The sequence below is a fragment of the Kitasatospora sp. NPDC101155 genome, assembly GCF_044768305.1.
Lineage (GTDB): Bacteria > Actinomycetota > Actinomycetes > Streptomycetales > Streptomycetaceae > Kitasatospora.
Genome location: NZ_JBIWPN010000003.1, coordinates 282,336 through 308,350 on the forward strand (window position 1 = coordinate 282,336; position 26,015 = coordinate 308,350).

A 26,015-nucleotide genomic window follows, 5' to 3' on the forward strand; every position below is an offset into this window, starting at 1 on the left:
ACTGATGAGCCGCCTCGAACTGCTTCCCGCCGTCGATGTCCGGGACGGCCAGGCCGTCCGCCTGGTCAAGGGCGCCTCCGGCACCGAGACCTCCTTCGGCGAGCCGCTGGCCGCCGCGCTCGCCTGGCAGAACGCCGGCGCCGAGTGGCTCCACCTGGTCGACCTGGATGCCGCCTTCGGCACCGGCTCCAACTACGAGCTGCTGCGCGAGGTCACCGGCCGGCTGGACATCAAGGTCGAGCTGTCCGGCGGCATCCGCGACGACGAGTCGCTCGCCCGCGCCCTCGCCACCGGCTGCACCCGGGTCAACCTCGGCACCGCCGCCCTGGAGGCCCCCGAGTGGGTCGCCAAGGCCATCGCCGAGCACGGTGACAAGATCGCCGTCGGCCTCGACGTGGTCGGCACCACCCTGCGCGGCCGTGGCTGGACCCGCGACGGCGGCCAGCTCTTCGACGTGCTGGAGCGGCTCAACCAGGAGGGCTGCGCCCGCTACGTCGTCACCGACGTCAACCGCGACGGCACCCTGACCGGCCCCAACCTGCAGCTGCTGCGCGACGTCTGCGCCGCCACCGACCGCCCGGTGGTCGCCTCCGGCGGCGTCTCCTCGCTGGACGACCTGCGCGCCATCGCCACGCTCGTCGGCGAGGGTGTCGAGGGCGCCATCGTGGGCAAGGCACTCTACGAGCAGAAGTTCACCCTCGAAGAGGCCCTGGAGGCGGTTTCAGGATGACGGATGGTCGGATCGTACGCGGTCAGGTCGTGCGCGGCCGGGTCGGTGGCTTCTCCCCCTGGGAGGAGGAGTTCGGCTACTGCCGGGCGATCGCCGCGGGTGACCATGTGCACGTGGCCGGCTCCACCGCCTGGGTGGACGGCCGGATCGAGCACGAGGGCGACCCGTACCGGCAGACCCTCGCCGCGTTCGGCGTCGGGCTCTCGGCCCTGGCCGCGTACGGTCTGACCGCGGACGACGTGGTCCGCACCCGGATGTACATCACCCACGCCCGCGACGCCGAGGAAGTGGGCCGCGCCCACCGCGAACTCTTCGACGCCGCACGCCCGGTGGCCACCATGGTGGTGGTCGAGGGGCTGATCGACTCCCGGATGCTGGTCGAGGTCGAGATCGACGCGTACCGTGCCGGGCTGGCAAAGACCCTGGAAGGCAAACAGCCGTGACCCTCGCAGTACGAGTCATCCCCTGCCTGGACGTGGACGCCGGGCGGGTGGTCAAGGGCGTCAACTTCCAGAACCTGCGCGACGCCGGCGACCCGGTCGAGATGGCCAAGCTCTACGACGCCGAAGGCGCCGACGAGCTGACCTTCCTCGACATCACCGCCTCCTCCGGCGACCGGGAGACCACCTACGACGTGGTCCGCCGCACCGCCGAGCAGGTGTTCATCCCGCTCACCGTCGGCGGCGGCATCCGCGCCGTCGAGGACGTCGACAAGCTGCTGCGGGCCGGCGCCGACAAGGTCGGCGTCAACACCGCGGCCATCGCCCGGCCGGAGCTCGTCCGCGAGATCGCCCAGCGGTTCGGGCGGCAGGTGCTGGTGCTCTCGGTGGACGCCCGGCGCTGCCCCGAGGGGACGGAGACCGCTTCGGGTTACGAGGTCACCACCCACGGCGGACGCCAGGGCACCGGCCTGGACGCCGTCGAATGGGCGGGCCGCGCCGCCGAGTTGGGGGCGGGCGAGATCCTGCTCAACTCCATGGACGCGGACGGCACCAAGGACGGCTACGACCTGGAGATGATCCGGGCGGTGCGCAAGGCCGTCTCGGTGCCGGTCATCGCCTCCGGCGGGGCCGGCAAGCTCGCCGACTTCGCGCCGGCCGTGGAGGCGGGCGCGGACGCGGTGCTGGCGGCCAGCGTGTTCCACTTCGGGGACCTGCGGATCGGCGAGGTCAAGAACGCGCTGCGGGAGGCCGGGCACCCGGTCCGGTGATTCCTCGAACGGTGCTTGTTCGTGTTCGCGAACACGAACAAGCACCGTTTCCTCTTCTTCCTCTTCTCAGGACTCGCGCGGCTCGCCCTTGATCAGAGCGAACGGGGCGCCGTTCAGGTCCGCCAGCCAGGCGATCCGGCCGACGTTGTCCACGTCCGCGGCCGGCATCAGCACCGAGCCGCCGGCCGCCGTCGCCTTGGCGATCAGCGCGTCCACGTCGTTGGCGGCGAAGTACGGCGTCCAGGCGGAGGGCTGGGCGGCGTCCATCGTCGGGGCGATGCCGCCGAAGCCGGTCTGCCGCTGGTCGCCCTCGGCGGTGGAGATCACCCGGTAGCTCATGCCCGGGGACGGCTCGAAGTTCTCGACCCGCCAGCCGAACAGGGACTTGTAGAAGTCGTAGCTGCCGTCCTGGTCCTTGGTGTGCAGCTCGGACCAGCACAGCGTGTTGTCCTCGGAGACGGCGTCCAGGCCCCGGGTGTCGCCGGCCTGCCAGACGGCGAACTCGGCGCCCTGCGGGTCGGTGAGGGCGGCGAACCGGCCCTCCTGCATGACGTCCATCGGCGGGACCCGGACCGTGGCGCCGGCCTGCTCGGCGGCCTTGACGGTCGCGTCCAGGTCGGGGGAGAGGAAGTACGTGGTCCAGGCGGACCGCGCGCCCTGGTCCAGCTTGCCGAGAGCACCGACCGTCCTACCGTCCAGCTGCAGGAATCCGTAGCCGCCGGCCTCGGGGACCTCCTGGAAGGTCCAGCCGAAGACCTTGCGGTAGAACTCGGCGGTGGCCGGGATGTCCGGGCAGCCCAGGTCGATCCAACAGGGCGAGCCGGTGGGGAAGTCGGTGGTGAGCATGTCGTGGTGCCCCTTCGACGGAGAGTGACCGAGGCGGTTCCGTCGGGCGCGCACACGCCCCTCCCCGGCCACCTGCGAGTCTGCACCCGGGGACCGACATCCGCAGCGCGGGCGCGCGGTGGCCCGTGGACCGAACCGGCTCGCTCCGTAATCCGGTTGGGGCCGCGTCCCACGGCACGGGCCGCAACCTCGTGTCGTGGGACGCCCTCTTCGGAGCTACTTCGGCGGCAGCGGCAGGGCGTGCCGCAGGGCCTCGATGGCGTCCGGGGCGCCGTCCACGTCCAGGGTGGTGCGGGCGCCGCGGCCGTAGGTGAAGAGGACCAGTTCGCCGGGGTCGCCGGTGAGGTGGACGGTGGGGGCGCCGGCGGGGCCGACGGTGAGGGACTGGCCGTCGGGGCGGCTGAGGGTGAGGCGGACGGGGGAGCGGCGGCCCGCTTCGAGGCGGGCGATCATGGGGAGGCGTCGCCACAGGGCCTCGGCGCGGCCGGGCGGGACGGGCTGTGCGGTCCAGTCGTCGCCGGCCCGCAGGACGTCCTCGGCGTGCACGAAGTACTCGATGGTGTTGGCCGCCTCGTCGGCGCCGGGCAGGGCGAAGAGGGAGTACATCGGCGGCCCGGCGCGGAAGAGTCGGACCAGTTCCTCGTAGGGGCGCTCGGCGTAGCTGTCCTGCACCCGTTGGGTCCAGCCGGCCAGGGCGCCGACCCGGATGCCGGCCGCCGCGTCGGCGCGGCGCTCGCGGATCACCAGGTGGGCGGCGAGGTCCCGGGTCGTCCACCCGGCGCACAGGGTGGGGGCGTCGGGCCCGGCGGTGGTGAGCAGTTGGGCGAGACGGTGGCGCTCGGCGAGGGCGTGGTTCGACATGGACCCAAGCCTATTGGTGGAGCCGGCCGGTCAGCTTGGGGCCGCCCTGCTTGTTGCTCGCGGTCAGGGTGCAGGTGTAGTCCCGCCAGCCCTGCTGGTAGTTGACCATGGCCGGGCCGAACTGCCGCGGGTAGTAGGTCTTTCCGTCGGCCTGCCAGGCCTTGGCGGCGGTCTCGGCCTCCTTGCAGCCGTCCCGCATGGCGAGGGCGATCGGGATCTCGCCGCTCAGTCCGTCGGCGAGTTTGAGGTCGGCGATGACCTCGCCGTCGTGCTCGCCGGCGCAGGGCCGTTCCTCGGCCTTGGTGATCACCGGGCTCAGCTGGGGGTGGTCGAAGCAGGTGCCCACCGGGAAGAAGGCGTACGGCGGTTGCGGCCTGGTGGGGGTGGGCGTCGGGGTGGGGGTCGGTGTCGGAGTCGGCGTCGGGGTCGCCGAGGGCAGGGGCGGCGCGGCGGCCGGCTTCTTGTCCTCCGGCCAGAGCAGCACGGTGGCCACCACCGCGAGCAGCACGGCCAGGACGGCGGCGACGGCGATCACCAGGCCCCGGGACGGACGGGAGGCGGCGGCTTCGGGCGGCTGCTGCTCGGAGGTCATGGCCACGAGGATGGCCCACCGGGGCCACGCCCGGCAGGCGGTTGGCGGAACTGACCCCGAACGGGCCGCCCCCGAACCGTCCGCCCCCCGGACGGGACGCCGGGGGCACCGGACGGACTGACACAATGGCCCCATGTCCACCACACCTGCCGCCCCCGGCACCACCGCCCTCGACCCCGCGATCGCCGCCCGCCTCAAGCGCACCGAGGACGGCCTGCTCCCGGCCATCGCGCAGCAGTACGACACCGGCGAGGTGCTGATGCTCGGCTGGATGGACGACGAGGCGCTGCACCGCACCCTCACCACCGGCCGCTGCACCTACTGGAGCCGCAGCCGCCGCGAGTACTGGGTCAAGGGCGACACCTCCGGCCACGTGCAGGCGGTCAAGTCGGTGGCGCTCGACTGCGACGGCGACACCCTGCTGGTGAGGGTCGACCAGACCGGCGCGGCCTGCCACACCGGCGACCGCACCTGCTTCGACGCCGACGTGCTCCCGCTCGCCTGACCCCGCCCCCGTCCACAACTCCAGAAGGTGCCGCCCCGCATGGACCTCGAAGCCTTCCGCAAGCTCGCCGTCGACACCCGGGTGATCCCGGTCACCCGCAGGCTCCTCGCGGACGGCCTCACCCCGATCGGCCTCTACCGCAGCCTCGCCGAGGAGCGGCCCGGCACCTTCCTGCTGGAGTCCGCCGAGCAGGGCCGCAGCTGGTCGCGCTACTCCTTCGTCGGCGTGCGCAGCGCCGCCGCGCTGACCGTCGGCGAGGACGGCGACGCCCGCTGGCTCGGCACCCCGCCGGTCGGCATCCCGACCACCGGCGACCCGCTGCAGGTGCTGCGCGCCGCCCTGGAGACGCTGCACACCCCGCGGCACGCCGACGACGGCCTGCCGCCGCTGACCGGCGGCCTGGTCGGCTACCTGGGCTACGACGTCGTCCGCCGGCTGGAGAAGCTCCCCGACCTCAACCCGGACGACCTCAAGCTGCCCGAGCTGACCATGCTGCTGGCCACCGACCTGGCGGTGCTCGACCACGCCGACGGCACGGTGCTGCTGATCGCCAACGCCGTCAACCACAACGACCTGGCCAGCGGCGTGGACGAGGCCTACGCGGACGCGGTGGCCCGGCTGGACGCGATGGAGGCCGACCTGCTCAAGCCGGTCGACCCGGGCCTGGCCACCTTCACCCCGGCCGGCCCCGGCGAGGTGCACTCGCCGTTCGGCGGGGCGCCGTACCGGGCCGCGGTGGAGGAGGTCAAGGAGCGGATCCGGGCCGGCGAGGCCTTCCAGGTCGTGCCCTCGCAGCGCTTCGAGGCGCCCTGCCCGGCCTCCGCGCTGGACGTCTACCGCGTCCTGCGCACCACCAACCCCAGCCCGTACATGTACCTGTTCCGCTTCCCCGGGCCGGACGGCGGCGCCGAGGGCGGCTTCGACGTGGTCGGCTCCAGCCCGGAGGCGCTGGTCAAGGTCACCGACGGCGAGGCGATGGTGCACCCGATCGCCGGCACCCGGCACCGCGGCGCCACCCCGCACGAGGACGCGGCGCTGGCCGCCGAGCTGCTCGCCGACCCCAAGGAGCGGGCCGAGCACCTGATGCTGGTCGACCTCGGCCGCAACGACCTCGGGCGGGTCTGCGAGCCGGGCAGCGTCGAGGTGGTCGACTTCATGCAGATCGAGCGCTACAGCCACGTGATGCACATCGTCTCCACCGTCACCGGCAAGGTCGCCCCCGGGCGGACCGCCTTCGACGTGCTGACCGCCTGCTTCCCGGCCGGCACCCTCTCCGGCGCGCCCAAGCCCCGGGCGATGCGGATCATCGAGGAGCTGGAGCCCACCCGGCGTGGCCTGTACGGCGGCTGCGTCGGCTACCTGGACTTCGCCGGGGACTCGGACACCGCGATCGCGATCCGCACCGCGGTGCTGCGCGACGGCACCGCGTACGTGCAGGCGGGCGCGGGCGTGGTGGCCGACTCCGACCCGCACGGCGAGGACACCGAGTGCCGCAACAAGGCGGCCGCCGTGCTGCGGGCCGTCGCCACCGCCAATACGCTGCGGAGGCCGGAACTGTCCTGAGGCGTGAGGAGGCGGCCGGGATGCCCGAGGTGCCGTACGACGAGTTGCGCTGGGGGGTCGTGTTCGGGGCTGCCGTGCAGTTCGAGGAGCAGCAGGTCGGCCCCGGCCGGGTGCTCTCCGGCGTGGTGGTCGACTTCCCGGCCGCGTCCGGCCCGATCGCCCCGGACCTCGTGGTGCTCGACCCGGGGGCCGGCCGCGGTGCCCGGGGCCGGTACGGCGCCGCCGGCGTGGCGGCGGTGCTGGAGGTCGCGCACCCCGGCCGGGACCACGCCTGGGCGCGGGCCTGCGCGCAGAGCGGTGTGCCGCTGTACGTGGTGGTCGACCCGGCCGCCGCCGACTGCACCGTGCACACCGCGCCGGATCCGGGCGGGGTGTACCGGGAGGCCGAACGGGTGCCGTTCGGCAACGACCTGTTCCTGCCGCTCGGTGGCCGGACGGTGGTGCTGCGGACGGACGAGTTCCCGACCCCGGGTACGGACCCGGGCGTCGGCCGGGGGATAGTGGACGGGTGACCGCTGCAGACCACACCCCCGCCCCCGCCGCTCCCGCCACGTCCACGGCCGGCCGCCGCACCCTCGGCGTGATGCTGCTGCTGACCGTGCTGGGCGCCGTGCTGGTGCTGACCGCGGCCGGGCGGGACTGGGCCGAGGGCCGGGCCGGCACCCTGGACGTGTCCGTCACCGGCGGCAAGATCTCCGAACTGCCCGGCGGGCTGGCCCTGGTGGGCCTGGCCGCGGCCGTCGCGGTGTTCGCGGTGCGCGGCGCCGGCCGGCTCGCGGTCGGCGCGCTGACCCTGCTGGCCGGGCTCGGCGCGGCCGCCGCCTCGGTGGCCGGGGCCTCGGACACCGCCGCGCTGGACTCCGCCGCCTCCGGCAAGCTGGCGCTGGCCGGCTCGACGGCCACCGAGGTCTCGCACAGCGCCTGGCCCTGGGTCGCCCTGGCCGGCGGGCTGCTGCTGGCCCTGGCCGGGCTGGTCACCCTGCGCTACGGCCGCGGCTGGCCGACCATGGGCAGCCGCTACGAGGCGCCCACCCGCAAGGCCCCGGTGAAGGCCGATACGCCGGGCGACCTGTGGAAGGCCCTGGACCGCGGCGAGGACCCCACCGCCGTCTGAGCCCGAGCGGCACATGTGACGCGATAGACCCGCCACCCGCTTTGGGCCGCCCGTGTGTGGCCCGGCACAATGGAACCCGTCAACCCGCCGGCGGCCCCGCAGGCCCGGCTGGGCCCCGAGAGCCTAGGAGCACCATCGATGGCAGCAGCAGCACACGGCCACAACCCCGCCGCCTGGACCGGCGTCGTCATCTCCTTCGTCGGCTTCGGCATCGCGGGTGTCGCGATGATCCTGCCGTCGCCGCTGCTGGTCGTGGCCGGTCTGGCGGTCGTCCTGGTCGGCGGCATCATCGGCAAGGCCATGTCGATGGCCGGCATGGGCAAGCAGCCGAGCACCAACGTGTACAAGTCGGTCGAGGAGCAGACCGCGGCCCGCAAGGCGGCCCTTGAGGCCCGCGCCGTCGCCGCCTGACGACAGGTACTCCTTTCGCACAACCGAACGGCGGGCGCGCCACGCCCGCCGTTTCGTTCTGTCCGGGCCCGGCGCGGGCACAATCGGGGCGTGAACGCCGCCCCCACCGCCTCCGCCCCGCCGCCCGTACTGCGCCGGCTGGGCCCGCCGCTGGCCGCGTTGGCGGCGGTGGCCATTCCCGCCGGGTACGTCGCCGTGGTGGACCCGAACACCCGCGGGCACTACCCCGACTGCCCCTTCCTGACCGCCACCGGCTGGTGGTGCCCCGGCTGCGGGGGCCTGCGCTGTGTCCACGCGCTGGCCCACGGGGACCTCACCGGCGCCCTGCACGACAACGCCGTGGCCGTGCTGCTGTTCGGCGTCCTGGCGGTGCTCTGGCTGCGCTGGGGCTGGGCCGCGCTGACCGGCGGGCCGTCGCCGAGGGTCTCGGTCGGGGCCCGGCGCTGGGCGCTGATCCTCCTGCTGGTGCTGGTGTTCACGGTGGTGCGCAACCTCCCGGTCGGGGCGGGGCTGGCACCGCAGCTGGTCTGAGCCGGTCCGCGCGGGGACGTCCGCCGCCGCAGCCGGTCTGAGCTGGGACGGAGAGCCGGTGGGGGAGGAGGCCGACGGCCGCCGGAGGGAGCGTCCCGTTCCGCGAGACGCGGTTCGGGCGGATGCGCGGCGGACGAGTGGGTGCCGATACCATCGAAGAGCGGACGGGCCGCAGCCCGTCCGGCTCGGATGAGCGAACTGCAGAAACGATGGGGGCTCCTGAGTGAGTGTGCTCGACTCGATCATCGAAGGGGTCCGTGAGGACCTCGCCGAGCGGCAGGCCCAGGTCTCCCTGGACGAGCTGAAGGCCCTGGCGGCCAAGGCCCCGGAGGCCAAGGACGGCGTCGCCGCCCTGAAGGGCGACGGGGTGCGGGTGATCTGCGAGGTGAAGCGCTCCAGCCCGTCCAAGGGCGCGCTGGCGGCCATCGCCGATCCGGCCGCCCTGGCGCGCGACTACGCGGCCGGCGGTGCCGCCGCGATCAGCGTGCTGACCGAGCAGCGCCGGTTCGGCGGGTCGCTGGCCGACCTGGACGCCGTCCGCGCCGCGGTGGACACCCCGGTGCTGCGCAAGGACTTCATCGTCACCGCCTACCAGCTGTGGGAGGCCCGCGCGCACGGCGCCGACCTCGCGCTGCTGATCGTCGCCGCCCTCGACCAGCCGGCCCTGGTGTCGCTGATCGAGCGCGCCGAGTCGATCGGCCTCACGCCGCTGGTAGAGGTGCACGACGAGGAGGAGATCAAGCGCGCGGCGGACGCCGGGGCGCGGATCATCGGCGTCAACGCCCGCAACCTCAAGACCCTTGAGGTGGACCGCAACACCTTCGAGAACGTCTCGCACGCCATCCCGGCCGGCATCGTCCGGGTCGCCGAGTCCGGTGTGCGCGGCCCGCTCGACGTGATCAACTACGCCAACCTGGGCGCCGACGCCGTGCTGGTCGGCGAGTCCCTGGTGACCGGCAAGGACCCGCGTGCCGCGGTGGCCGACCTGGTCGCGGCCGGGACCCACCCCGCCGTCCGGCACAAGGACTGACACAGCCCGATGAAGATCGCCACCCGACTCGCCCCAGGTTGCCGCCCGCGCGGCTGCCGCGCGCCCGCACGCCGGGTGCTGGGGCGCCGGGTGCGGTACGTGATCGGTTGCGAGCCGGGGCAGGTGCCGGGGCGGCGATGGCGCGTGACGCTCGGCTGAAGTCAGCCGATCGGACGTCACAGTCATCCATATCTCCCCGAGGGAATCCACCATGTCCGAGAAGGACTACCTGCCCGGTGCCCAGGTGCCGGACGCCCGCGGCTACTTCGGCGCGTACGGCGGCCGCTTCATCCCCGAGGCGCTGGTCGCCGCGGTCGAGCAGGTCGCTGAGGAGTACGAGAAGGCCAAGGCCGACCCGGCCTTCGCCGCCGAACTCGACGCGCTGCTCAAGGACTACACCGGCCGCCCGAGCCCGCTGACCGACGTGCACCGCTTCTCCGCCGAGGCGGGCGGCGCGCGCATCCTGCTCAAGCGCGAGGACCTCAACCACACCGGCTCGCACAAGATCAACAACGTGCTGGGCCAGGCGCTGCTCACCCGGCGGATGGGCAAGACCCGGATCATCGCCGAGACCGGCGCCGGCCAGCACGGGGTGGCCACCGCCACCGCCTGCGCGCTGTTCGGCTTCGACTGCACCATCTACATGGGCGAGGTCGACACCCAGCGCCAGGCGCTCAACGTCGCCCGGATGCGGATGCTCGGCGCCGAGGTGGTGGCCGTCAAGTCCGGCAGCCGGACGCTGAAGGACGCCATCAACGAGGCCTTCCGGGACTGGGTCGCGAACGTCGATTCCACCCACTACCTGTTCGGGACCGTCGCCGGGCCGCACCCCTTCCCGATGATGGTCCGCGACTTCCACCGGGTCATCGGCGTGGAGGCGCGGCAGCAGGTCCTCGACCGCACCGGGCGGCTGCCCGACGCGGTGGTCGCCTGCGTCGGGGGCGGCTCCAACGCGATGGGGATCTTCCACGAGTTCATCCCGGACGCCGGCGTGCGGCTGATCGGCTGCGAGGCGGCCGGCGAGGGTGCCGACACCCCCAGGCACGCGGCCACCCTCACCAAGGGTGACCCGGGTGTGCTGCACGGCTCCCGTACGTACGTCCTGCAGGACGAGGACGGGCAGACCATCGAGTCGCACTCCATCTCGGCGGGCCTGGACTACCCGGGCGTCGGGCCGGAGCACGCGTGGCTGAAGGACACCGGGCGGGCCGAGTACCGGCCGGTGACGGATGACGCCGCGATGCAGGCGCTGCGGCTGCTGTCCCGCACCGAGGGCATCATCCCGGCCATCGAGAGCGCCCACGCGCTCGCCGGGGCCCTGGAGCTGGGCCGCGAGCTCGGACCGGAGGCCACCATCCTGGTCTCGCTCTCCGGGCGCGGCGACAAGGACATGCACACCGCGGCCCAGTACTTCGGGCTGTACGACGAGGCGGCCGGCGACGCGGCCGATGGGGGTAAGTGACCATGGCGAGCAAGCTCAGTGCCATCCTGGCGGCCGCCAGGGCCGAGGACCGCGCCGCGCTGATCGGCTACCTGCCGGCCGGCTTTCCGACCGTCGACGGCGGCATCCGGGCGGTCAACGCGCTGATCGAGGGCGGCTGCGACGTGGTCGAGGTCGGCCTGCCGCACTCGGACCCGGTCCTGGACGGCGCCGTGATCCAGACCGCGGACGACATCGCGCTGCGGGGCGGTGTGCGGATCAAGGACGTGCTGCGCACCGTCCAGGAGGTCGCCACCACGCACCCCGAGGCGGCGGTGCTGGTGATGACGTACTGGAACCCGGTCGACCGCTACGGCGTGGCGCGCTTCGCCGCCGACCTGGCCGCGGCGGGCGGGGCGGGCTGCATCCTGCCGGACCTGCCGGTGGAGGAGTCCGAGGAGTGGCGCAAGGCGGCGGACGCGCACGGGCTGGACACCGTGTTCGTGGTCGCCCCCAGCAGCAAGGACGCCCGGCTGGCCGAGGTCACCGCGGCGGGCAGCGGCTTCGTGTACGCGGCCGCCGTGATGGGGGTGACCGGGACCCGGTCGGCGGTCGGTTCCCTGGCCGAGGACCTGGTCGCCCGCACCCGGGCCACGACGGACCTGCCGGTCTGCGTCGGGCTCGGGGTCTCCAACGCCGAGCAGGCGGCCGAGGTCGCCCGGTTCGCGGACGGGGTGATCGTCGGGTCGGCCTTCGTCAAGCGGATCCTGGAGGCGGGGGAGGACGAGGCGGCGGCGCTGGACGCGGTGCGGGGGCTCGCGGGCGAGCTGGCGGCGGGGGTTCGGCGGGGGCGCTGACGCGCGGTAGGAACGGTTGGCTGACGGCCTGCCACCCCTTCGGGGGTGGCAGGCCGTCGGTGTTCGTGGGGGTGAGTGGGTGGGTGGGGGCGGGGCGTAGGCGGTTCGGGGGAGGCGTCAGCGTGGGGGTGGCCCCGAACGGGTGAAGAGCGGGGGCGACACGCACCAGTGGGGGTTGACCGGCGTTGAGTGGAGGGACGAGTGCACGAACGAGGTGCGCGGGGGTTGCCGGGCGAGCGAAGGGGTGAGTCGGTGGCTGGTCTTCATCGGGCCGTGCTGCTGCGGGCGGCGGCCGCCGCGCTGGCTCTGGGTGCGGCCGTCGGGGCACACACCGCGGTGGGGCACGCGCTGGCCAAGCGGGGGGCCGAGCGGGCGGAGCGGGAGGCGGTCGCCTGTGCGGAGGCGGCGCGGTGGGACGCGGCCGAGCGGGCGGCCCGGGTGCCGCGCGAGGGGCGGCTGGAGCTGTTCGACCCGGGGCGGATGCCGGGCTGCCGCTGACGTACGGGCGTTCGCCGGATTCGGACAGAACACCATGTTGCGTCACTCATACGGCGTAATTCGTGAAAAAGGAGGAACCGCCCTTCAGCCCTTACGGTTCATCAGAAAGTGAACGAGTTTCCCGAGAGGGGTTCCCTGATGGCCGGCCCGGCAGCGCAGCCCGGTGACTCGGCGCCGGCGCCCGCGTCGGCGGCGTGGCGGGCGGTACCGGCCTGGAGCGAGTGGCTGGGCACCGCCGTGCGGCTCGGCCTGGCGGTGGTGTGGGGGTGGGCCGGGCTGGCGAAGATCGCCGATCCGGCGGAGGCGGCCCAGGCCGTCCGCGCGTACGAGATCCTGCCCGAGAGCCTGGTCAAGCCGATCGGCTACGGGCTGCCCTTCCTGGAGCTGGCGCTCGCGCTGCTGCTGCTGATCGGCCTCGGCGTCCGGCTGGTCGCCGGGGTCTCCGCGCTGCTGCTGCTCACCTTCATCGCCGGGATCGCCTCGGCCTGGGCGCGCGGCATCTCGATCGACTGCGGCTGCTTCGGCGGCGGCGGGCACGTCGACGCCTCGCAGACCGAGTACCTGCAGGAGATCCTGCGCGACACCGGCTTCCTGCTGCTGGCCGGGTGGCTGTTGTCGCGGCCCCGTACCCGGCTCTCGGCCGACGGCTGGCTGGCCAGCTGACCCCCCGTCCCCCGCACCCGACGAAGGCCCCCAGACCGTGGATGTCAAGGCAATGAGCGAGAAGAACCGAGAAGGCAAGCGCACCGCCCGCGAGCGGATGCTGGAGCAGCGGGTGGCCGATCGGGCCACCTCCAAGCGCAGGAAGAAGCTGATGGTGGGCGGGGCCGCGCTGGTGGTGATCGCCGCCGCCGTGATCACCGGCGTCGTGGTGCAGAACGAGCGCTCCAAGCCCGAGACCCCGACCGCCGCCCCGGCCGGCACCATCGGGGACAAGAACCTGGTCGTCCCGGTCGGTGCGAGCAACGCCCCGTCGGTCCTCACGGTGTACGAGGACCCGCGTTGCCCCGCGTGCGGCCTCTTCGAGCGCGAGTTCTCCTCGACCATCGACCAGCTGGAGGACGCCGGGAAGATCTACACCAACGTCCACGTCGTGTCGTTCATCGACCGGGCCATTCCGGGCAAGGGCTCCAAGAACGGCGCCAACGCGCTCGCCTGCGCCCAGGACGCCGGGCACTTCCGGGACCTCCACGACGTGATGTACCGCAACCAGCCGGACGAGACCAACGACGCCTTCGGCAACAAGGCCGTCCTGCTGAACCTGGCCAAGCAGGTCGACGGCCTGGACACGCCCGGGTTCCGGGCCTGCGTCAACGACAACAAGTTCGGCGGCTGGGTGTCCGCGGTGCAGCAGGACTTCGACAAGTCCAGCTACAAGTCGACGCCGACCGTGCTGCTCAACGGCCAGCCGATCTACCCGAAGAACGGCAACGAGGAGATCACCCCGGCCAACCTGACGAAATGGGTGGACGCCGCGAACCAGGGCAAGCAGCTCGGCACGGCGGGCTCGCACGGGCAGACCCCGGCGCCGACCGGCACCGCCTCGGAGGCCAACAACCCGTCGCCCACGGCCGGCTGAGCCGCCCCAGCCGCGCCGCCGCCCGTTCCCCGTCCGGAGGGGGCGGCGGCGCGTTGTTCGGTTTCTGTGACCCCGGGGGTGTCCGACCGGGGCGCCGGACCCTGTAGCGTCGGAACTGCCATGGATATCGCCTACATTCCCAGCCCGTCGCGGGGCGTCCTCTATCTCGGACCGATCCCGCTGCGCGCCTATGCCTTCTGCATCATCCTCGGTGTCGTCGCCGCCGTCTGGCTCGGCAGCAAGCGCTGGGTCGCCCGGGGCGGTGCCAAGCACACCGTCGGTGACATCGCCGTCTGGGCCGTGCCGTTCGGCCTGGTCGGCGGTCGGCTGTACCACGTGATCACCGACCACCAGCTGTACTTCGGCGAGGGGAAGAACCCCTGGAACGCCCTCAAGATCTGGGAGGGCGGCCTCGGGATCTGGGGTGCGGTCGCGCTGGGCGCGGTCGGCGCCTGGATCGGCTGCCGCCGCCGGGGCGTGCCGCTGCCCGCGTACGCCGACGCCATCGCGCCGGGCATCGCGCTCGCGCAGGCGCTGGGCCGCTGGGGCAACTACTTCAACCAGGAGCTGTACGGCCGGGCGACCACGCTGCCGTGGGGCCTGGAGATCCACAAGACGCTGCCCAACGGTGAGGTCGTGAGCGGGGTCTACCACCCGACCTTCCTGTACGAGTCGCTCTGGTGCGTGGGTGTGGCGCTGCTGGTGCTCTGGGTCGACCGGCGCTGGAAGCTGGGGCACGGCCGGGCCTTCGCGGTGTACGTGGCCGCGTACACGGTGGGCCGGTTCTGGATCGAGTACCTGCGGATCGACGAGGCGCACCACTACCTGGGCCTGCGGCTGAACGACTGGACGTCGATCGTGGTGTTCGTCGGCGCGGTGGCGTACTTCGTGATCGTCGGCAAGCTGCGGCCCGGCCGCGAGGACCCGGCGAGCATCGACCCGGCGGCGCACGAGCCGGCGGACGGCGCCGAGGAGAAGGCGGAGAGCGGGAAGCCGAACGAGAAGGCGGAGAGCGAGAAGCCGAGCGAGATGGTGGACGGGGAGAAGCCGTCCCGGTTGGTGGACGGGGAGGCGGACGCGCAGCCGGCTGCGAAGGTTGCAGAGAAGCCCGGCAAGGACGCCAAGAACCCGATCTGAACAGGCACTTCCCCTGACTGAGGCTGCCCTTCGCGAGGCTTGCGAAGGGCAGCCTCAGCATTGTTCGGGCAGCCTTATCTTGCTGGAAATGCCCAGGTCACGCGGGCTACGGTCGGGGCGACGAACACAGACGGAGGGGAAGAACCGTGAGCACGACCACCCTGGAAGCCGAAGCCGCCCAGCACCCGCGGATACCCGCCGCGGACCACCATCGCGACGTCAACGGCGGCTGGCTGCGGCCCGCGGTGTTCGGGGCCGTGGACGGCCTGGTGTCCAACTTCGCGCTGATGACCGGTGTGGTCGGCGGGGCGGCGTCCAACGGCACGGTGATCCTGACCGGGCTGGCCGGCCTGGCGGCCGGCGCCTGCTCGATGGCGGCGGGGGAGTACACCTCGGTGGCCTCCCAGCGGGAGCTGGTGCAGTCCGAGATCGAGGCCGAGCGGCTGGAGCTGAGCCGCAACCCGCAGGGCGAGCTGGCCGAGCTGGCGCAGCTGTACGTCTCGCGCGGGGTGGACCCGGAGCTCGCCCACGAGGTGGCCCGGCAGCTGTCCCGCGACCCGGAGCTGACGCTGGAGATCCACGCCCGCGAGGAGCTGGGCATCGACCCCAACGACCTGCCCTCGCCGCTGGTCGCGGCGGGCTCGTCGTTCCTGTGCTTCGCGCTCGGCGCGCTGCTGCCGCTGCTGCCGTACCTGCTCGGGGCGACGTCGCTGCTGCCCGCGCTGCTGCTCGCCGCGCTCGGCCTGTTCGCCTGCGGTGCGGTGGTGGCCCGGGTGACGGCGCGCAGCTGGTGGTTCAGCGGACTGCGGCAGCTGGTGCTGGGCGGGGCCGCGGCCGGGGTGACGTATCTGCTGGGGTGGCTGATCGGCGGGCACGTGGGGTGATCCCCGCCCCCGGCCCGGCGGCGGGGAGCAGTGCATGACTATGCCGGGCACTGCGTGACGTTTCACACACGGACGTCTCGCAGTGCCCGGCATCGTCTCATCATCCGGGTCTCGCAGCCGCGGATTCGCATCCGTCGGCGGGGCTCTCGGGATGGATTCCCAGGCGCTCATGATCGGCTTGTGTGGCGATCGGATTTCGCCCCTGTTTCAGGCCGGGGGTGGTTGGGCACAATCGTCGGGACGTGCACTGTGGCACGTCCTCCCCTTCGCCCCCCTTGACCTGCGCATCCGTCCGCGATGTGGACGGGATATTCCGCTTCTCGGGATTCTGGGCATCATGTAACTTGCACGACCGCACCACCGCATCAGGGCCAACGTCGTCCCTACTTGCACCAACTTGCCGAAAGACGACGACGGGAGAGCCGATGCTGTCTGCATCCATGCACTCCGCCAACGAGCCTCAGGCCGGCGCCGCCCGCCAGCCCTACGCGCTCGTGCCGGATGCGCGACCTGCTGCTCAGGGCCTGTACGACCCGCGAAACGAGCACGACGCCTGCGGCGTCGGTTTCGTCGCCACGCTGACCGGCATCGCCGACCACACCATCGTCGAGCAGGCGCTGAACGTCCTGCGCAACCTGGAGCACCGCGGCGCCACCGGCGCCGAGCCGGACTCCGGTGACGGCGCGGGCATCCTGACCCAGATCCCGGACGCCTTCCTGCGCGGCAAGGTCTCCTTCGAGCTCCCGGCGGCCGGCTCCTACGCCGTCGGCATCGCCTTCCTGCCGGACGAGGATGCCGCTGACGCCGCCGCCGTCGGACAGATCGAGGCGATCGCGGCCGAGGAAGGCCTGACGGTCCTGGGCTGGCGCGACGTGCCGGTCACCCCGGACCTGCTCGGCGCCACCGCGCGCAGCGTGATGCCGCGCTTCCGGCAGCTCTTCCTGGCCGAGGACGGCCTGGCCGGCGTCGAGCTGGACCGGATCGCCTTCGTGGTCCGCAAGCGCGCCGAGCGCGAGGCCGGGGTCTACTTCCCGTCGCTGTCCGCCCGCACCATCGTCTACAAGGGCATGCTGACCACCGGCCAGCTGGAGCCCTTCTTCCCCGACCTGTCGGACCGCACCTACGCGTCCGCCATCGGCCTGGTGCACTCGCGGTTCTCCACCAACACCTTCCCGAGCTGGCCGCTCGCCCACCCGTACCGCTTCGTCGCGCACAACGGCGAGATCAACACGGTCAAGGGCAACCGCAACTGGATGCGCGCCCGCGAGTCCCAGCTCTCGACCGACCTCATCCCAGCCAACAGGAGCGGGCAGGGTCTGGAGCGGATCTTCCCGATCTGCACCCCGGACCACTCCGACTCGGCCTCCTTCGACGAGGTCCTGGAGCTGCTCCACCTCGGCGGCCGCTCGCTGCCGCACTCGGTGCTGATGATGATCCCGGAGGCGTGGGAGAACCACGCCACCATGGACCCGGCCCGCCGCGCCTTCTACCAGTACCACTCCAACCTGATGGAGCCCTGGGACGGCCCGGCCTGCGTCACCTTCACCGACGGCACCCGGATCGGCGCCGTGCTCGACCGCAACGGCCTGCGCCCGGCCCGCTACTGGGTCACCGAGGACGGCCTGGTCGTGCTCTCCTCCGAGGTCGGCGTCCTCGACATCGACCAGCACAAGGTGGTCCAGAAGGGCCGCCTGCAGCCCGGCAAGATGTTCCTGGTCTGCCTCAACGAGAACCGGATCGTCCCGGACGAGGAGATCAAGGCCGGCCTGGCCGCCGAGCACCCCTACGAGGAGTGGGTCACCGGCGGGCAGATCCAGCTCGCCAAGCTCCCCGAGCGCGAGCACATCGCCCACACCCACGCCTCCGTCACCCGCCGCCAGCAGACCTTCGGCTACACCGAGGAGGAGCTGCGCGTCATCCTCGCCCCGATGGCCAGGACCGGCGCCGAGGCGCTCGGCTCGATGGGCACCGACTCGCCGATCGCCGCGCTCAGCGAGAAGCCGCGCCTGCTGTTCGACTACTTCGTGCAGCTCTTCGCGCAGGTCACCAACCCGCCGCTGGACGCCATCCGCGAGGAGCTCGTCACCTCGCTGCTGTCCAACCTCGGCCCCGAGGGCAACCTGCTGACCGCCGAGGCCGCCTCCTGCCGCTCGGTCGGCATCACCTTCCCGGTGATCGACAACGACGAGCTGGCCAAGCTGGTCCACATCAACGCCGACGGCGACCAGCCCGGCCTCAAGGCCGTCACGCTGTCCGGCCTCTACAAGGTCGCCACCGGCGGCGCGGGCCTGGCCGCGCGCCTGGCCGAGATCGCCGCCGAGGCCGACGCCGCGATCGCCGACGGCGCCCGGATCATCGTGCTCTCCGACCGGCACTCCGACGCCGAGCACGCCCCGATCCCCTCGCTGCTGCTCACCTCGGCCATCCACCACCACCTGATCCGCACCAAGCAGCGCACCCAGGTGTCGCTGCTGGTCGAGGCCGGCGACGTCCGCGAGGTGCACCACGTCGCGCTGCTGATCGGCTACGGCGCCGGCGCGGTCAACCCGTACCTGGCCATGGAGTCGGTCGAGGACCTCGTCGCCCGGAACGCCCTCGACGGTCCTCACAGCATCCAGGGCGTCGAGGCCGAGAAGGCGATCAAGAACCTGATCAAGGCGCTCGGCAAGGGCGTGCTCAAGGTGATGTCCAAGATGGGCATCTCCACCGTCGCCTCCTACCGCGGCGCCCAGGTCTTCGAGGCCATCGGCCTCTCCCAGGAGCTGGTCGACGGCTACTTCGCCGGCACCACCACCAAGCTCGGCGGCATCGGCCTGGACGAGATCGCCAAGGAGACCGCCGCCCGGCACGCCAAGGCGTACCCGGCCTCCGGCATCCCGGCCGCGCACCGCGCGCTGGAGATCGGCGGCGAGTACCAGTGGCGCCGCGAGGGCGAGCCGCACCTGTTCGACCCGGACACCGTCTTCCGGCTGCAGCACGCCACCCGCAACCGCCGGTACGACATCTTCAAGCAGTACACGGACCGGGTGAACGAGCAGTCCGCCCGCCTGATGACGCTGCGCGGCCTGTTCCAGCTGGACGGCCTCGGCCGGGAGCCGATCCCGGTCGAGGAGGTCGAGCCGGTCACCGAGATCGTCAAGCGCTTCTCCACCGGCGCCATGTCGTACGGCTCGATCTCCCGCGAGGCGCACGAGACCCTCGCCATCGCGATGAACCGCCTCGGCGGCAAGTCCAACACCGGTGAGGGCGGCGAGGACCCGGACCGCCTGTACGACCCCGAGCGCCGCTCGGCGATCAAGCAGGTCGCCTCCGGCCGGTTCGGCGTCACCTCCGAGTACCTGGTCAACGCGGACGACATCCAGATCAAGATGGCCCAGGGCGCCAAGCCCGGCGAGGGCGGCCAGCTGCCCGGCCACAAGGTCTACCCGTGGGTCGCCAAGACCCGGCACTCCACCCCGGGTGTCGGCCTGATCTCGCCGCCGCCGCACCACGACATCTACTCGATCGAGGACCTGGCGCAGCTGATCCACGACCTCAAGAACGCCAACCCGGCGGCCCGCATCCACGTGAAGCTGGTCTCCGAGGTCGGCGTCGGGACGGTCGCGGCGGGTGTGTCGAAGGCGCACGCCGATGTCGTCCTGGTGTCGGGGCACGACGGTGGCACGGGTGCTTCGCCGCTCACCTCGCTGAAGCACGCCGGCGGCCCCTGGGAGCTCGGCCTCGCCGAGACCCAGCAGACCCTGCTGCTGAACGGGCTGCGCGACCGCATCGTCGTCCAGACCGACGGCCAGCTGAAGACCGGCCGCGACGTCGTGATCGCCGCGCTGCTCGGCGCCGAGGAGTTCGGCTTCGCGACCGCCCCGCTGGTGGTCTCCGGCTGCATCATGATGCGCGTCTGCCACCTGGACACCTGCCCGGTCGGCGTCGCCACCCAGAACCCGGTGCTGCGCGAGCGCTTCTCCGGCAAGCCCGAATTCGTGGTCAACTTCTTCGAGTTCATCGCCGAGGAGGTCCGGGAGATCCTGGCCTCGCTGGGCTTCCGCTCGATCGAGGAGGCCGTCGGCCACGCCGAGCACATCAACGCCCAGGCCGCGATCGACCACTGGAAGGCCGCCGGGCTCGACCTGGCCCCGCTGTTCCACGTGCCGACGCTGCCCGAAGGCGCCGCCCGGCACCGCACGACCACCCAGGACCACGCGCTCGACAAGGCGCTGGACAACCAGCTGATCGAGCTCGCCGAGGACGCCCTGGAGCGCGGCGAGACCGTCCGCATCCAGCTGCCGATCCGCAACGTCAACCGCACCGTCGGCACCATGCTCGGCCACGAGGTGACCAAGCGGTACCGCGGCGAGGGCCTGCCGGAGGGGACCATCGACGTCACCTTCACCGGCTCCGCCGGGCAGTCCTTCGGCGCCTTCGTGCCGCGCGGCATCACCCTGCGACTGGAGGGCGACGCCAACGACTACGTCGGCAAGGGGCTCTCGGGTGGTGTGGTCGTCGTGCGCCCGGCGCGCGAGGCCGCCGCCATCGGCAACGACGCCCAGAACCACGTGATCGCCGGCAACACCATCGGCTACGGCGCCACCTCGGGCCGGATCCACCTGCGCGGCAAGGCCGGCGAGCGCTTCGCCGTCCGCAACTCCGGTGCCACACTGGTCGTCGAGGGCGTGGGCGACCACGGCCTGGAGTACATGACCGGCGGCCGGGTCGTCATCCTCGGCGAGACCGGACGCAACCTCGCGGCGGGCATGTCCGGCGGCATCGCGTACGTCCTCGACCTGCGCCCCGCCAACGTCAACGACGGCATGGTGGGCATCGAGGCCCCCACCGCCGCCGACCGCGAGTGGCTGCGCGCGACCGTGCAGCAGCACTACGAGGAGACCGGCTCCACCGTCGCCGCCGAACTCCTGGCCGACTGGGGCAGCGGGGTCTCCCGCTTCTCCAAGATCATGCCGACCGACTACAAGGCAGTGCTCGCCGCCAAGGACGCCGCTGAGCGCGATGGCCTCTCCGAGGCCGAGACCACTCGCAAGATGATGGAGGCGGCACATGGCTGACCCCAAGGGCTTCCTGACCACCGGTAAGCAGCTGGCCGAGCGACGGCCCGTGGACGTTCGCATCCGGGACTGGAACGAGGTCTACGTCGAACGCAGCCTCCTTCCCATCATCGGCAAGCAGGCCGGCCGCTGCATGGACTGCGGCATCCCGTTCTGCCACAACGGCTGCCCGCTCGGGAACCTCATCCCCGAGTGGAACGACCTGGCCTACCGGGACGACTGGAGCGGCGCCATCGAGCGCCTGCACGCCACCAACAACTTCCCGGAGTTCACCGGGCGGCTGTGCCCGGCGCCCTGCGAGTCGGCCTGCGTGCTCGGCATCAACCAGGACGCGGTGACCATCAAGAACGTCGAGGTCACCATCATCGACAAGGCCTGGGACCGCGGCGGGGTCACCCCGCAGGTCCCGGAGCGGCTCTCCGGCAAGACCGTCGCCGTCATCGGCTCCGGCCCGGCCGGCCTGGCCGCCGCCCAGCAGCTCACCCGGGCCGGCCACACCGTGGTGGTCTACGAGCGCGCCGACCGCATCGGCGGGCTGCTGCGCTACGGCATCCCCGAGTTCAAGATGGAGAAGCGCCACATCAACCGCCGCATCGAGCAGATGCGGGCGGAGGGCACCCGCTTCCGCACCGGCGTGCACGTCGGCGACGACATCACCGGCCAGCAGCTGCGCGAGCGCTTCGACGCCGTCGTGGTCGCCGCCGGTGCCACCACGGCGCGCGACCTGCCGGTGCCCGGACGCGAACTCAAGGGCGTCCACCAGGCCATGGAGTACCTGCCGCTGGCCAACAAGGTGCAGGAGGGCGACCTCGTCGAGTCGCCGATCAGCGCCAAGGGCAAGCACGTGGTCGTGATCGGCGGCGGCGACACCGGCGCGGACTGCGTCGGCACCGCCCACCGGCAGGGCGCCCTCTCGGTGACCCAGCTGGAGATCATGCCGCGGCCCGGCGACGAGCGCCCCGGGCACCAGCCGTGGCCCACCATGCCGATGACCTACAAGGTCACCTCCGCGCACGAGGAGGGCGGCGAGCGGATCTACTCCGTGAACACCACCCACCTCACCGGCGACGAGCACGGCAACGTCCAGGAACTGCACCTGGTCGAGGTCGAGTTCAAGGACGGCCGGTTCGAGCCCGTCCCGGGCAGCGAGCGGGCCATCCCCGCCCAGCTGGTCACCCTGGCCATGGGCTTCACCGGGACGGACGTGAAGAACGGCCTGGTCGAGCAGCTCGGCGTGGACCTCGACGCGCGCGGTAACATTGCCCGCGACGGCCGGTTCGCCACCAATGTCGATGGCGTGTACGTCTGCGGAGACGCCGGCCGAGGCCAGTCGCTGATCGTCTGGGCCATCGCGGAGGGCCGCTCGGCCGCTGCCGCGGTGGACAGGTACCTGGGCGGCAAGACCCCGCTTCCCGCCCCGATCCGACCCACGGACCGCCCCCTGGTGGTCTGACGGTCCGACCGGCCCCTGAACCCCCGGCGCCGCATCGCCGGGAGCTCAACCCGCTGCCCCCGCCAGCGTCGCCGGGCCAACGCGGTCTCCTGGCGCCTGCCCTCTTCCCCGACCAGTTGGAGGGCGGGCGCCGTCGCGTTCCCCGGGCTCCCCGGGCGACTTCTCACCCGGCTCTCACCCGGCTCTCACCCGGCTCTCACCTGCGCTTCCCTCCACGCACCGAGGGACGGCTCACAGCTTTCTCCCAGCCTTCGCCCAGCGGCCGGAATGCGTCCCGGCACGGGCTGTTGTTCGTCGGTGCCAGGTGGCAGACTGCCGCCGACGGCCGGGGGGCTGCGCGAGTGCGGAGGTTGACTTCGATGGGCACGACTCAGGCAGGCGGGGGTGCCACCGTACGGCGCATGCTGCTCGGCACCCAGCTGCGCAAGCTCCGCGAGTCCAGAGGCGTCAGCCGCGAGGAGGCCGGCTACTCGATCCGCGCCTCCGAGTCGAAGATCAGCCGGATGGAACTCGGCCGGGTCGGCTTCAAGGAACGCGACGTCGCCGACCTGCTCACCCTGTACGGCGTCGAGGCCGAACAGGAACGCGCCACCGTCCTCGGACTCGTCCGGGACGCCAACGCCAGCTCCTGGTGGCACGAGTACGGCGACGTGCTGCCCGCCTGGTTCCAGAACTACCTGGGACTGGAGGAGGCCGCCACCGAGATCCACAGCTACGAGGTCCAGTTCGTCCACGGGCTGCTCCAGACCGCCGACTACGCCCGCGCCGTGATCACCGCCGGCTGCCAGGGCCAGGGCGTCTCCGCCGAGGACATCGAACGCCGGGTCGAGGTCCGCCTCAAGCGCCAGGACCTGCTCACCGCCGAGCACCCGCCCCGGATGCTCGCCGTCCTGGACGAGGCCGCGCTGCGCCGCCCCTGGGGCGGCCCCGGGCTGATGCGGGGCCAGCTCGACCGGCTGCTCGAACTCGCCGAACTGCCCCACGTGCACCTGCAGGTGCTGGCGCTCGGCACCGCCGGGCTGGCCGCCGAGAGCGGCGCCTTCAGCGTGCTGGGCTTCGCCGAGGCCGAACTCACCGACGTGGTCTACCTGGAGCAGTTCACCACCGCGCTCTACGTGGACAAGCCCGCCGAGGTCGCCTCGTACCGCCAGGCGATGGAGGGGCTCCAGGCCGAGAGCCTCAGCCCCGAACAGACCTGCGATCTTCTGCACTCCGTACGCCAAGAGCTATGACACGTCAGTACGATGAGCTCCCATCAGGTCGGGCATGAGAGGGATCAGATGTCGTACTTCTCCGAGTTGGCGCTGCAGTACATCGACGGCGAATGGTGCAGCGGCAGTGGCTCCTGGGACATCGTCGACGTCGACCCCTACACCGGCGACAAGCTGGCCACCATCACCGTCGCCACCGTCGCCGAGGTCGACCGGGCCTACCGCGCCGCCGAGCGCGCCCAGCGCGCCTGGGCCGCCACCAACCCGTACCAGCGCCGACTGGTCTTCGAGCGCGCGCTGCGGCTGTTCGAGGAGCGCGAGGGGCAGATCGTCCAGGCGATCATGGCCGAGCTCGGCGGTACCGCGCTGAAGGCGGGCTTCGAGCTGTCCCTCGTCAAGGACATGCTGCGCGAGTGCCTGCACCTGTCGGTGGCCTCGGAGGGCCGGCTGCTGCCCTCGCCCGCCCCCGGCAAGGAGAATCGGCTCTACCGGCTGCCGGTCGGCGTGGTCGGCGTGATCAGCCCGTTCAACTTCCCGCTGTTCCTGGCCCTCAAGGCCGTCGCCCCGGCGCTCGCACTCGGCAACGGCGTGGTGCTCAAGCCGCACCAGGAGACCCCGGTGGTCGGCGGCTCCCTGATCGCGAGGATCTTCGAGGACGCGGGCCTGCCGCCCGGCCTGCTGAACGTGGTGATCACCGACATCGCCGAGATCGGCGACAGCTTCATCGAGCACCCGGTGCCCAAGGTGATCTCCTTCACCGGCTCCGACCAGGTCGGCCGGCACGTCGCCACCGTGGCCGCCGCCCACTTCAAGCGGTCGGTGCTGGAACTCGGCGGCAACAGCGCGCTGATCGTGCTGGACGACGCGGACCTCGACTACGCCGTGGACGCGGCCGTGTTCAGCCGCTTCGTCCACCAGGGCCAGGTCTGCATGGCCGCCAACCGGGTGCTCGTCGACCGCGCCGTGCTGGCCGAGTTCACCGAGAAGTTCGTCGCCAAGATCGCCACGCTGACCGTCGGCGACCCCAGGGACCCGGCCACCCACATCGGCCCGCTGATCAACTCCGTCCAGGCCGACGCGATCACCAGCCAGGTCGACCAGGCCATCGCCGGCGGCGCCACCGCGCTGCTGCGCGGGACCACGACCGGCAGTCTGATGGAGCCGACCGTGCTCACCGACCTGGCCGAGGACGCGCCCATCCTGCAGCGCGAACTCTTCGGCCCGGTCGTGCTGCTGGTGCCCTTCGACGGCGAGGACGAGGCCGTCCGGCTGGCCAACCACACGCCCTTCGGGCTCAGCGGCGCGGTGCACACCGCGGACCCCGAGCGCGGTGTGCGGGTCGCCCAGCGGATCGAGACCGGCATGATCCACGTCAACGGCGGGACCATCGCGGACGAGCCGGGAGTGCCCTTCGGCGGCGAGAAGAACTCCGGCGTCGGACGGCTCAACGGAGAGTCCACGGTGGACGCCTTCACCACGGTGAAGTGGATCTCGGTGCAGCACGGGCGGGCGCCGTTCCCGTTCTAGGCCTTCCCCGGAATCGCACGGCGCGCCGACGCTACGCGGCGCGGGCCTCCCGGCGGTAGCCGCCGGGAGCCTGGCCGAACTCCCGCTTGAAGGCCTTCGCAATGTACGGCGAGGTGGCTGGCCGCGCGGTGGATCAGTACCCGCTGGCCCTCGGAGACGTTGGCCGCGTCCACCAGGCCCCACCGGGAATCGGCCAAGTGCCTCGGGCTTTGGCCCGGTGGGTGAGGGCCGTGCCCTGCGGAGCAGGGCAGTGACAGGCGTTTTGCCGTCAAGGCGGGTCGCCGTCCGCCCGCTGGAGTTCCCGGGGCGGGGCCGTTGTCGGCGCTACCCGTTAGGTTGATCGGCGTGCAGCTCCGGTACTCCTTTCGGCTCCACCCGACAGCGGGTCAGCGCAGGTCGCCGGCCCGTGCGTTCGGGTGCGCGCGGGTGGTGTGGAACGACGCTCTGCGTATCCGGCAGGACGCGCACGCGGTGGGGCTGCCGTTCCCGAAGTCCGCCGACCTGTCCAAGTCCCTGATCACACAGGCGAAGAAGACCCCCGAAAGGGAATGGCTGTCCGGTGCACCGGTCGGTGTGCTGCAACAGTCCCTGCGCGATCAGGACCAGGCATGGCGGAACTTCTTCGACAGCATCAAGGGCAGGCGCCCAGGTCCGAAGGTCGAGCCACCCCGCTTCAAGTCGAAGCGGGATAACCGGCAGGCCGCCCGGTATACGCGTTCGGACCGCTGGTCGATCACCGACGCTGACCGGCTGCGCCTGCCGAAGGTCGGTGATGTGAAGGTCACGTGGTCGCGGCGGCTGCCGTCCGAGCCGTCTTCGGTAACGGTGGTCAAGGACCCGGCGGGAAGGTACTGGGCGTCGTTCGTGGTCGAGACCGACCCGGCCGCGGACCTGCTGCCGGAGACCGGTGCGGACTGCGGCATCGACCTCGGGCTGACGCACTTCGCGATCACGAGAGGAGCCGGTGGTTCAACTCGACCATGCGGACCATGATCTCAC

At 72.2% G+C, this 26,015-nt stretch carries 26 protein-coding genes; 23 read left to right on the plus strand and 3 right to left on the minus strand.

What is annotated here, in order from left to right:
• Positions 1-4 precede the first annotated feature (4 nt).
• Genes priA through hisF form a run of 3 tightly spaced genes read left to right on the plus strand, consistent with a single transcriptional unit; the run spans position 5 to position 1,940 of the window.
• Positions 5-730 (plus strand): bifunctional 1-(5-phosphoribosyl)-5-((5-phosphoribosylamino)methylideneamino)imidazole-4-carboxamide isomerase/phosphoribosylanthranilate isomerase PriA, encoded by a 726-nt coding sequence (gene priA / locus ACIRYZ_RS05980; RefSeq protein WP_402940110.1) that lies wholly within the window; start codon positions 5-7, stop codon positions 728-730.
• Positions 727-1,173 carry a RidA family protein gene (locus ACIRYZ_RS05985; RefSeq protein WP_402940112.1) on the plus strand — a complete coding sequence of 149 codons (447 nt, stop codon included), beginning with the start codon at positions 727-729 and terminating at the stop codon, positions 1,171-1,173. Before priA ends, ACIRYZ_RS05985 begins: the two co-directional genes overlap by 4 nt.
• Positions 1,170-1,940, plus strand: coding sequence for an imidazole glycerol phosphate synthase subunit HisF (hisF, locus tag ACIRYZ_RS05990; protein WP_393026692.1), 771 nt, complete (start codon positions 1,170-1,172; stop codon positions 1,938-1,940). The genes ACIRYZ_RS05985 and hisF overlap by 4 nt, the downstream gene beginning before the upstream one ends.
• A 66-nt stretch (positions 1,941-2,006) precedes the next feature.
• Here hisF and ACIRYZ_RS05995 read toward each other — a convergent pair whose 3' ends face one another.
• The 3 genes from ACIRYZ_RS05995 to ACIRYZ_RS06005 all read right to left on the minus strand — a co-directional run bounded on the left by ACIRYZ_RS05995 (position 2,007) and on the right by ACIRYZ_RS06005 (position 4,239).
• A complete protein-coding gene (locus tag ACIRYZ_RS05995) occupies positions 2,007-2,786 on the minus strand; it encodes a VOC family protein (protein WP_402940115.1) in 780 nt (259 codons plus the stop codon).
• Positions 2,787-3,002: 216 nt separating this feature from the next.
• On the minus strand, positions 3,003-3,647 hold the full coding sequence (locus ACIRYZ_RS06000; protein ID WP_402940117.1) for a TIGR03085 family metal-binding protein: 645 nt from the start codon (positions 3,645-3,647) through the stop codon (positions 3,003-3,005).
• A gap of 10 nt (positions 3,648-3,657) precedes the next feature.
• A complete protein-coding gene (locus ACIRYZ_RS06005; RefSeq protein WP_402940120.1) occupies positions 3,658-4,239 on the minus strand; it encodes a hypothetical protein in 582 nt (193 codons plus the stop codon).
• Positions 4,240-4,372: 133 nt separating this feature from the next.
• Here ACIRYZ_RS06005 and hisI point away from each other — a divergent pair, with 133 nt between their 5' ends.
• The 20 genes from hisI to ACIRYZ_RS06105 all read left to right on the plus strand — a co-directional run bounded on the left by hisI (position 4,373) and on the right by ACIRYZ_RS06105 (position 26,009).
• On the plus strand, positions 4,373-4,744 hold the full coding sequence (gene hisI, locus ACIRYZ_RS06010) for a phosphoribosyl-AMP cyclohydrolase (RefSeq protein ID WP_402940123.1): 372 nt from the start codon (positions 4,373-4,375) through the stop codon (positions 4,742-4,744).
• A gap of 39 nt (positions 4,745-4,783) precedes the next feature.
• Positions 4,784-6,307, plus strand: a complete 1,524-nt coding sequence (locus ACIRYZ_RS06015) for an anthranilate synthase component I (RefSeq protein ID WP_393026706.1) — start codon at positions 4,784-4,786, stop codon at positions 6,305-6,307.
• Between the two features lie 20 nt (positions 6,308-6,327).
• Positions 6,328-6,819 carry a Uma2 family endonuclease gene (locus ACIRYZ_RS06020; RefSeq protein WP_402940126.1) on the plus strand — a complete coding sequence of 164 codons (492 nt, stop codon included), beginning with the start codon at positions 6,328-6,330 and terminating at the stop codon, positions 6,817-6,819.
• Positions 6,816-7,421, plus strand: coding sequence for a TIGR02234 family membrane protein (locus tag ACIRYZ_RS06025; protein ID WP_402940128.1), 606 nt, complete (start codon positions 6,816-6,818; stop codon positions 7,419-7,421). The genes ACIRYZ_RS06020 and ACIRYZ_RS06025 overlap by 4 nt, the downstream gene beginning before the upstream one ends.
• A gap of 138 nt (positions 7,422-7,559) precedes the next feature.
• On the plus strand, positions 7,560-7,832 hold the full coding sequence (locus ACIRYZ_RS06030; RefSeq protein ID WP_393026713.1) for an HGxxPAAW family protein: 273 nt from the start codon (positions 7,560-7,562) through the stop codon (positions 7,830-7,832).
• 90 nt (positions 7,833-7,922) lie between these two features.
• The gene (locus ACIRYZ_RS06035; protein WP_402940131.1) at positions 7,923-8,363 is read left to right on the plus strand and encodes a DUF2752 domain-containing protein; all 441 of its coding nucleotides are present in this window, start codon (positions 7,923-7,925) and stop codon (positions 8,361-8,363) included.
• Positions 8,364-8,586: 223 nt separating this feature from the next.
• Entirely contained in the window at positions 8,587-9,393 is an 807-nt protein-coding gene (gene trpC, locus ACIRYZ_RS06040; RefSeq protein WP_402940134.1) for an indole-3-glycerol phosphate synthase TrpC, read from the plus strand.
• A 9-nt stretch (positions 9,394-9,402) separates the two neighbouring features.
• Entirely contained in the window at positions 9,403-9,552 is a 150-nt protein-coding gene (trpM, locus tag ACIRYZ_RS06045; RefSeq protein ID WP_355673186.1) for a tryptophan biosynthesis modulator TrpM, read from the plus strand.
• 52 nt (positions 9,553-9,604) lie between these two features.
• Positions 9,605-10,855 carry a tryptophan synthase subunit beta gene (gene trpB / locus ACIRYZ_RS06050; protein ID WP_402940137.1) on the plus strand — a complete coding sequence of 417 codons (1,251 nt, stop codon included), beginning with the start codon at positions 9,605-9,607 and terminating at the stop codon, positions 10,853-10,855.
• 2 nt (positions 10,856-10,857) lie between these two features.
• A complete protein-coding gene (gene trpA / locus ACIRYZ_RS06055; RefSeq protein ID WP_402940139.1) occupies positions 10,858-11,670 on the plus strand; it encodes a tryptophan synthase subunit alpha in 813 nt (270 codons plus the stop codon).
• Between the two features lie 252 nt (positions 11,671-11,922).
• A complete protein-coding gene (locus ACIRYZ_RS06060) occupies positions 11,923-12,168 on the plus strand; it encodes a hypothetical protein (RefSeq protein ID WP_380609370.1) in 246 nt (81 codons plus the stop codon).
• 138 nt (positions 12,169-12,306) lie between these two features.
• Positions 12,307-12,831: a MauE/DoxX family redox-associated membrane protein gene (locus ACIRYZ_RS06065; RefSeq protein WP_402940142.1), complete on the plus strand. Its 525-nt coding sequence runs from the start codon at positions 12,307-12,309 to the stop codon at positions 12,829-12,831.
• 52 nt (positions 12,832-12,883) lie between these two features.
• Positions 12,884-13,747: a DsbA family protein gene (locus ACIRYZ_RS06070; protein WP_402940145.1), complete on the plus strand. Its 864-nt coding sequence runs from the start codon at positions 12,884-12,886 to the stop codon at positions 13,745-13,747.
• Positions 13,748-13,867: 120 nt separating this feature from the next.
• Complete coding sequence (gene lgt / locus ACIRYZ_RS06075) at positions 13,868-14,884, plus strand: prolipoprotein diacylglyceryl transferase (RefSeq protein WP_402940147.1); 1,017 nt, start codon at positions 13,868-13,870, stop codon at positions 14,882-14,884.
• Positions 14,885-15,030: 146 nt separating this feature from the next.
• A complete protein-coding gene (locus tag ACIRYZ_RS06080; protein WP_402940150.1) occupies positions 15,031-15,768 on the plus strand; it encodes a VIT1/CCC1 transporter family protein in 738 nt (245 codons plus the stop codon).
• A 440-nt stretch (positions 15,769-16,208) separates the two neighbouring features.
• On the plus strand, positions 16,209-20,825 hold the full coding sequence (gene gltB, locus ACIRYZ_RS06085; RefSeq protein ID WP_402940545.1) for a glutamate synthase large subunit: 4,617 nt from the start codon (positions 16,209-16,211) through the stop codon (positions 20,823-20,825).
• A complete protein-coding gene (locus ACIRYZ_RS06090) occupies positions 20,818-22,278 on the plus strand; it encodes a glutamate synthase subunit beta (protein WP_402940152.1) in 1,461 nt (486 codons plus the stop codon). Before gltB ends, ACIRYZ_RS06090 begins: the two co-directional genes overlap by 8 nt.
• Before the next feature lie 359 nt (positions 22,279-22,637).
• Positions 22,638-23,510 (plus strand): helix-turn-helix domain-containing protein, encoded by an 873-nt coding sequence (locus ACIRYZ_RS06095; protein ID WP_402940155.1) that lies wholly within the window; start codon positions 22,638-22,640, stop codon positions 23,508-23,510.
• A gap of 48 nt (positions 23,511-23,558) precedes the next feature.
• Complete coding sequence (locus ACIRYZ_RS06100; RefSeq protein WP_402940157.1) at positions 23,559-25,016, plus strand: aldehyde dehydrogenase family protein; 1,458 nt, start codon at positions 23,559-23,561, stop codon at positions 25,014-25,016.
• 345 nt (positions 25,017-25,361) lie between these two features.
• Positions 25,362-26,009, plus strand: a complete 648-nt coding sequence (locus tag ACIRYZ_RS06105; protein WP_402940160.1) for an RNA-guided endonuclease InsQ/TnpB family protein — start codon at positions 25,362-25,364, stop codon at positions 26,007-26,009.
• Positions 26,010-26,015: the final 6 nt, after the last annotated feature.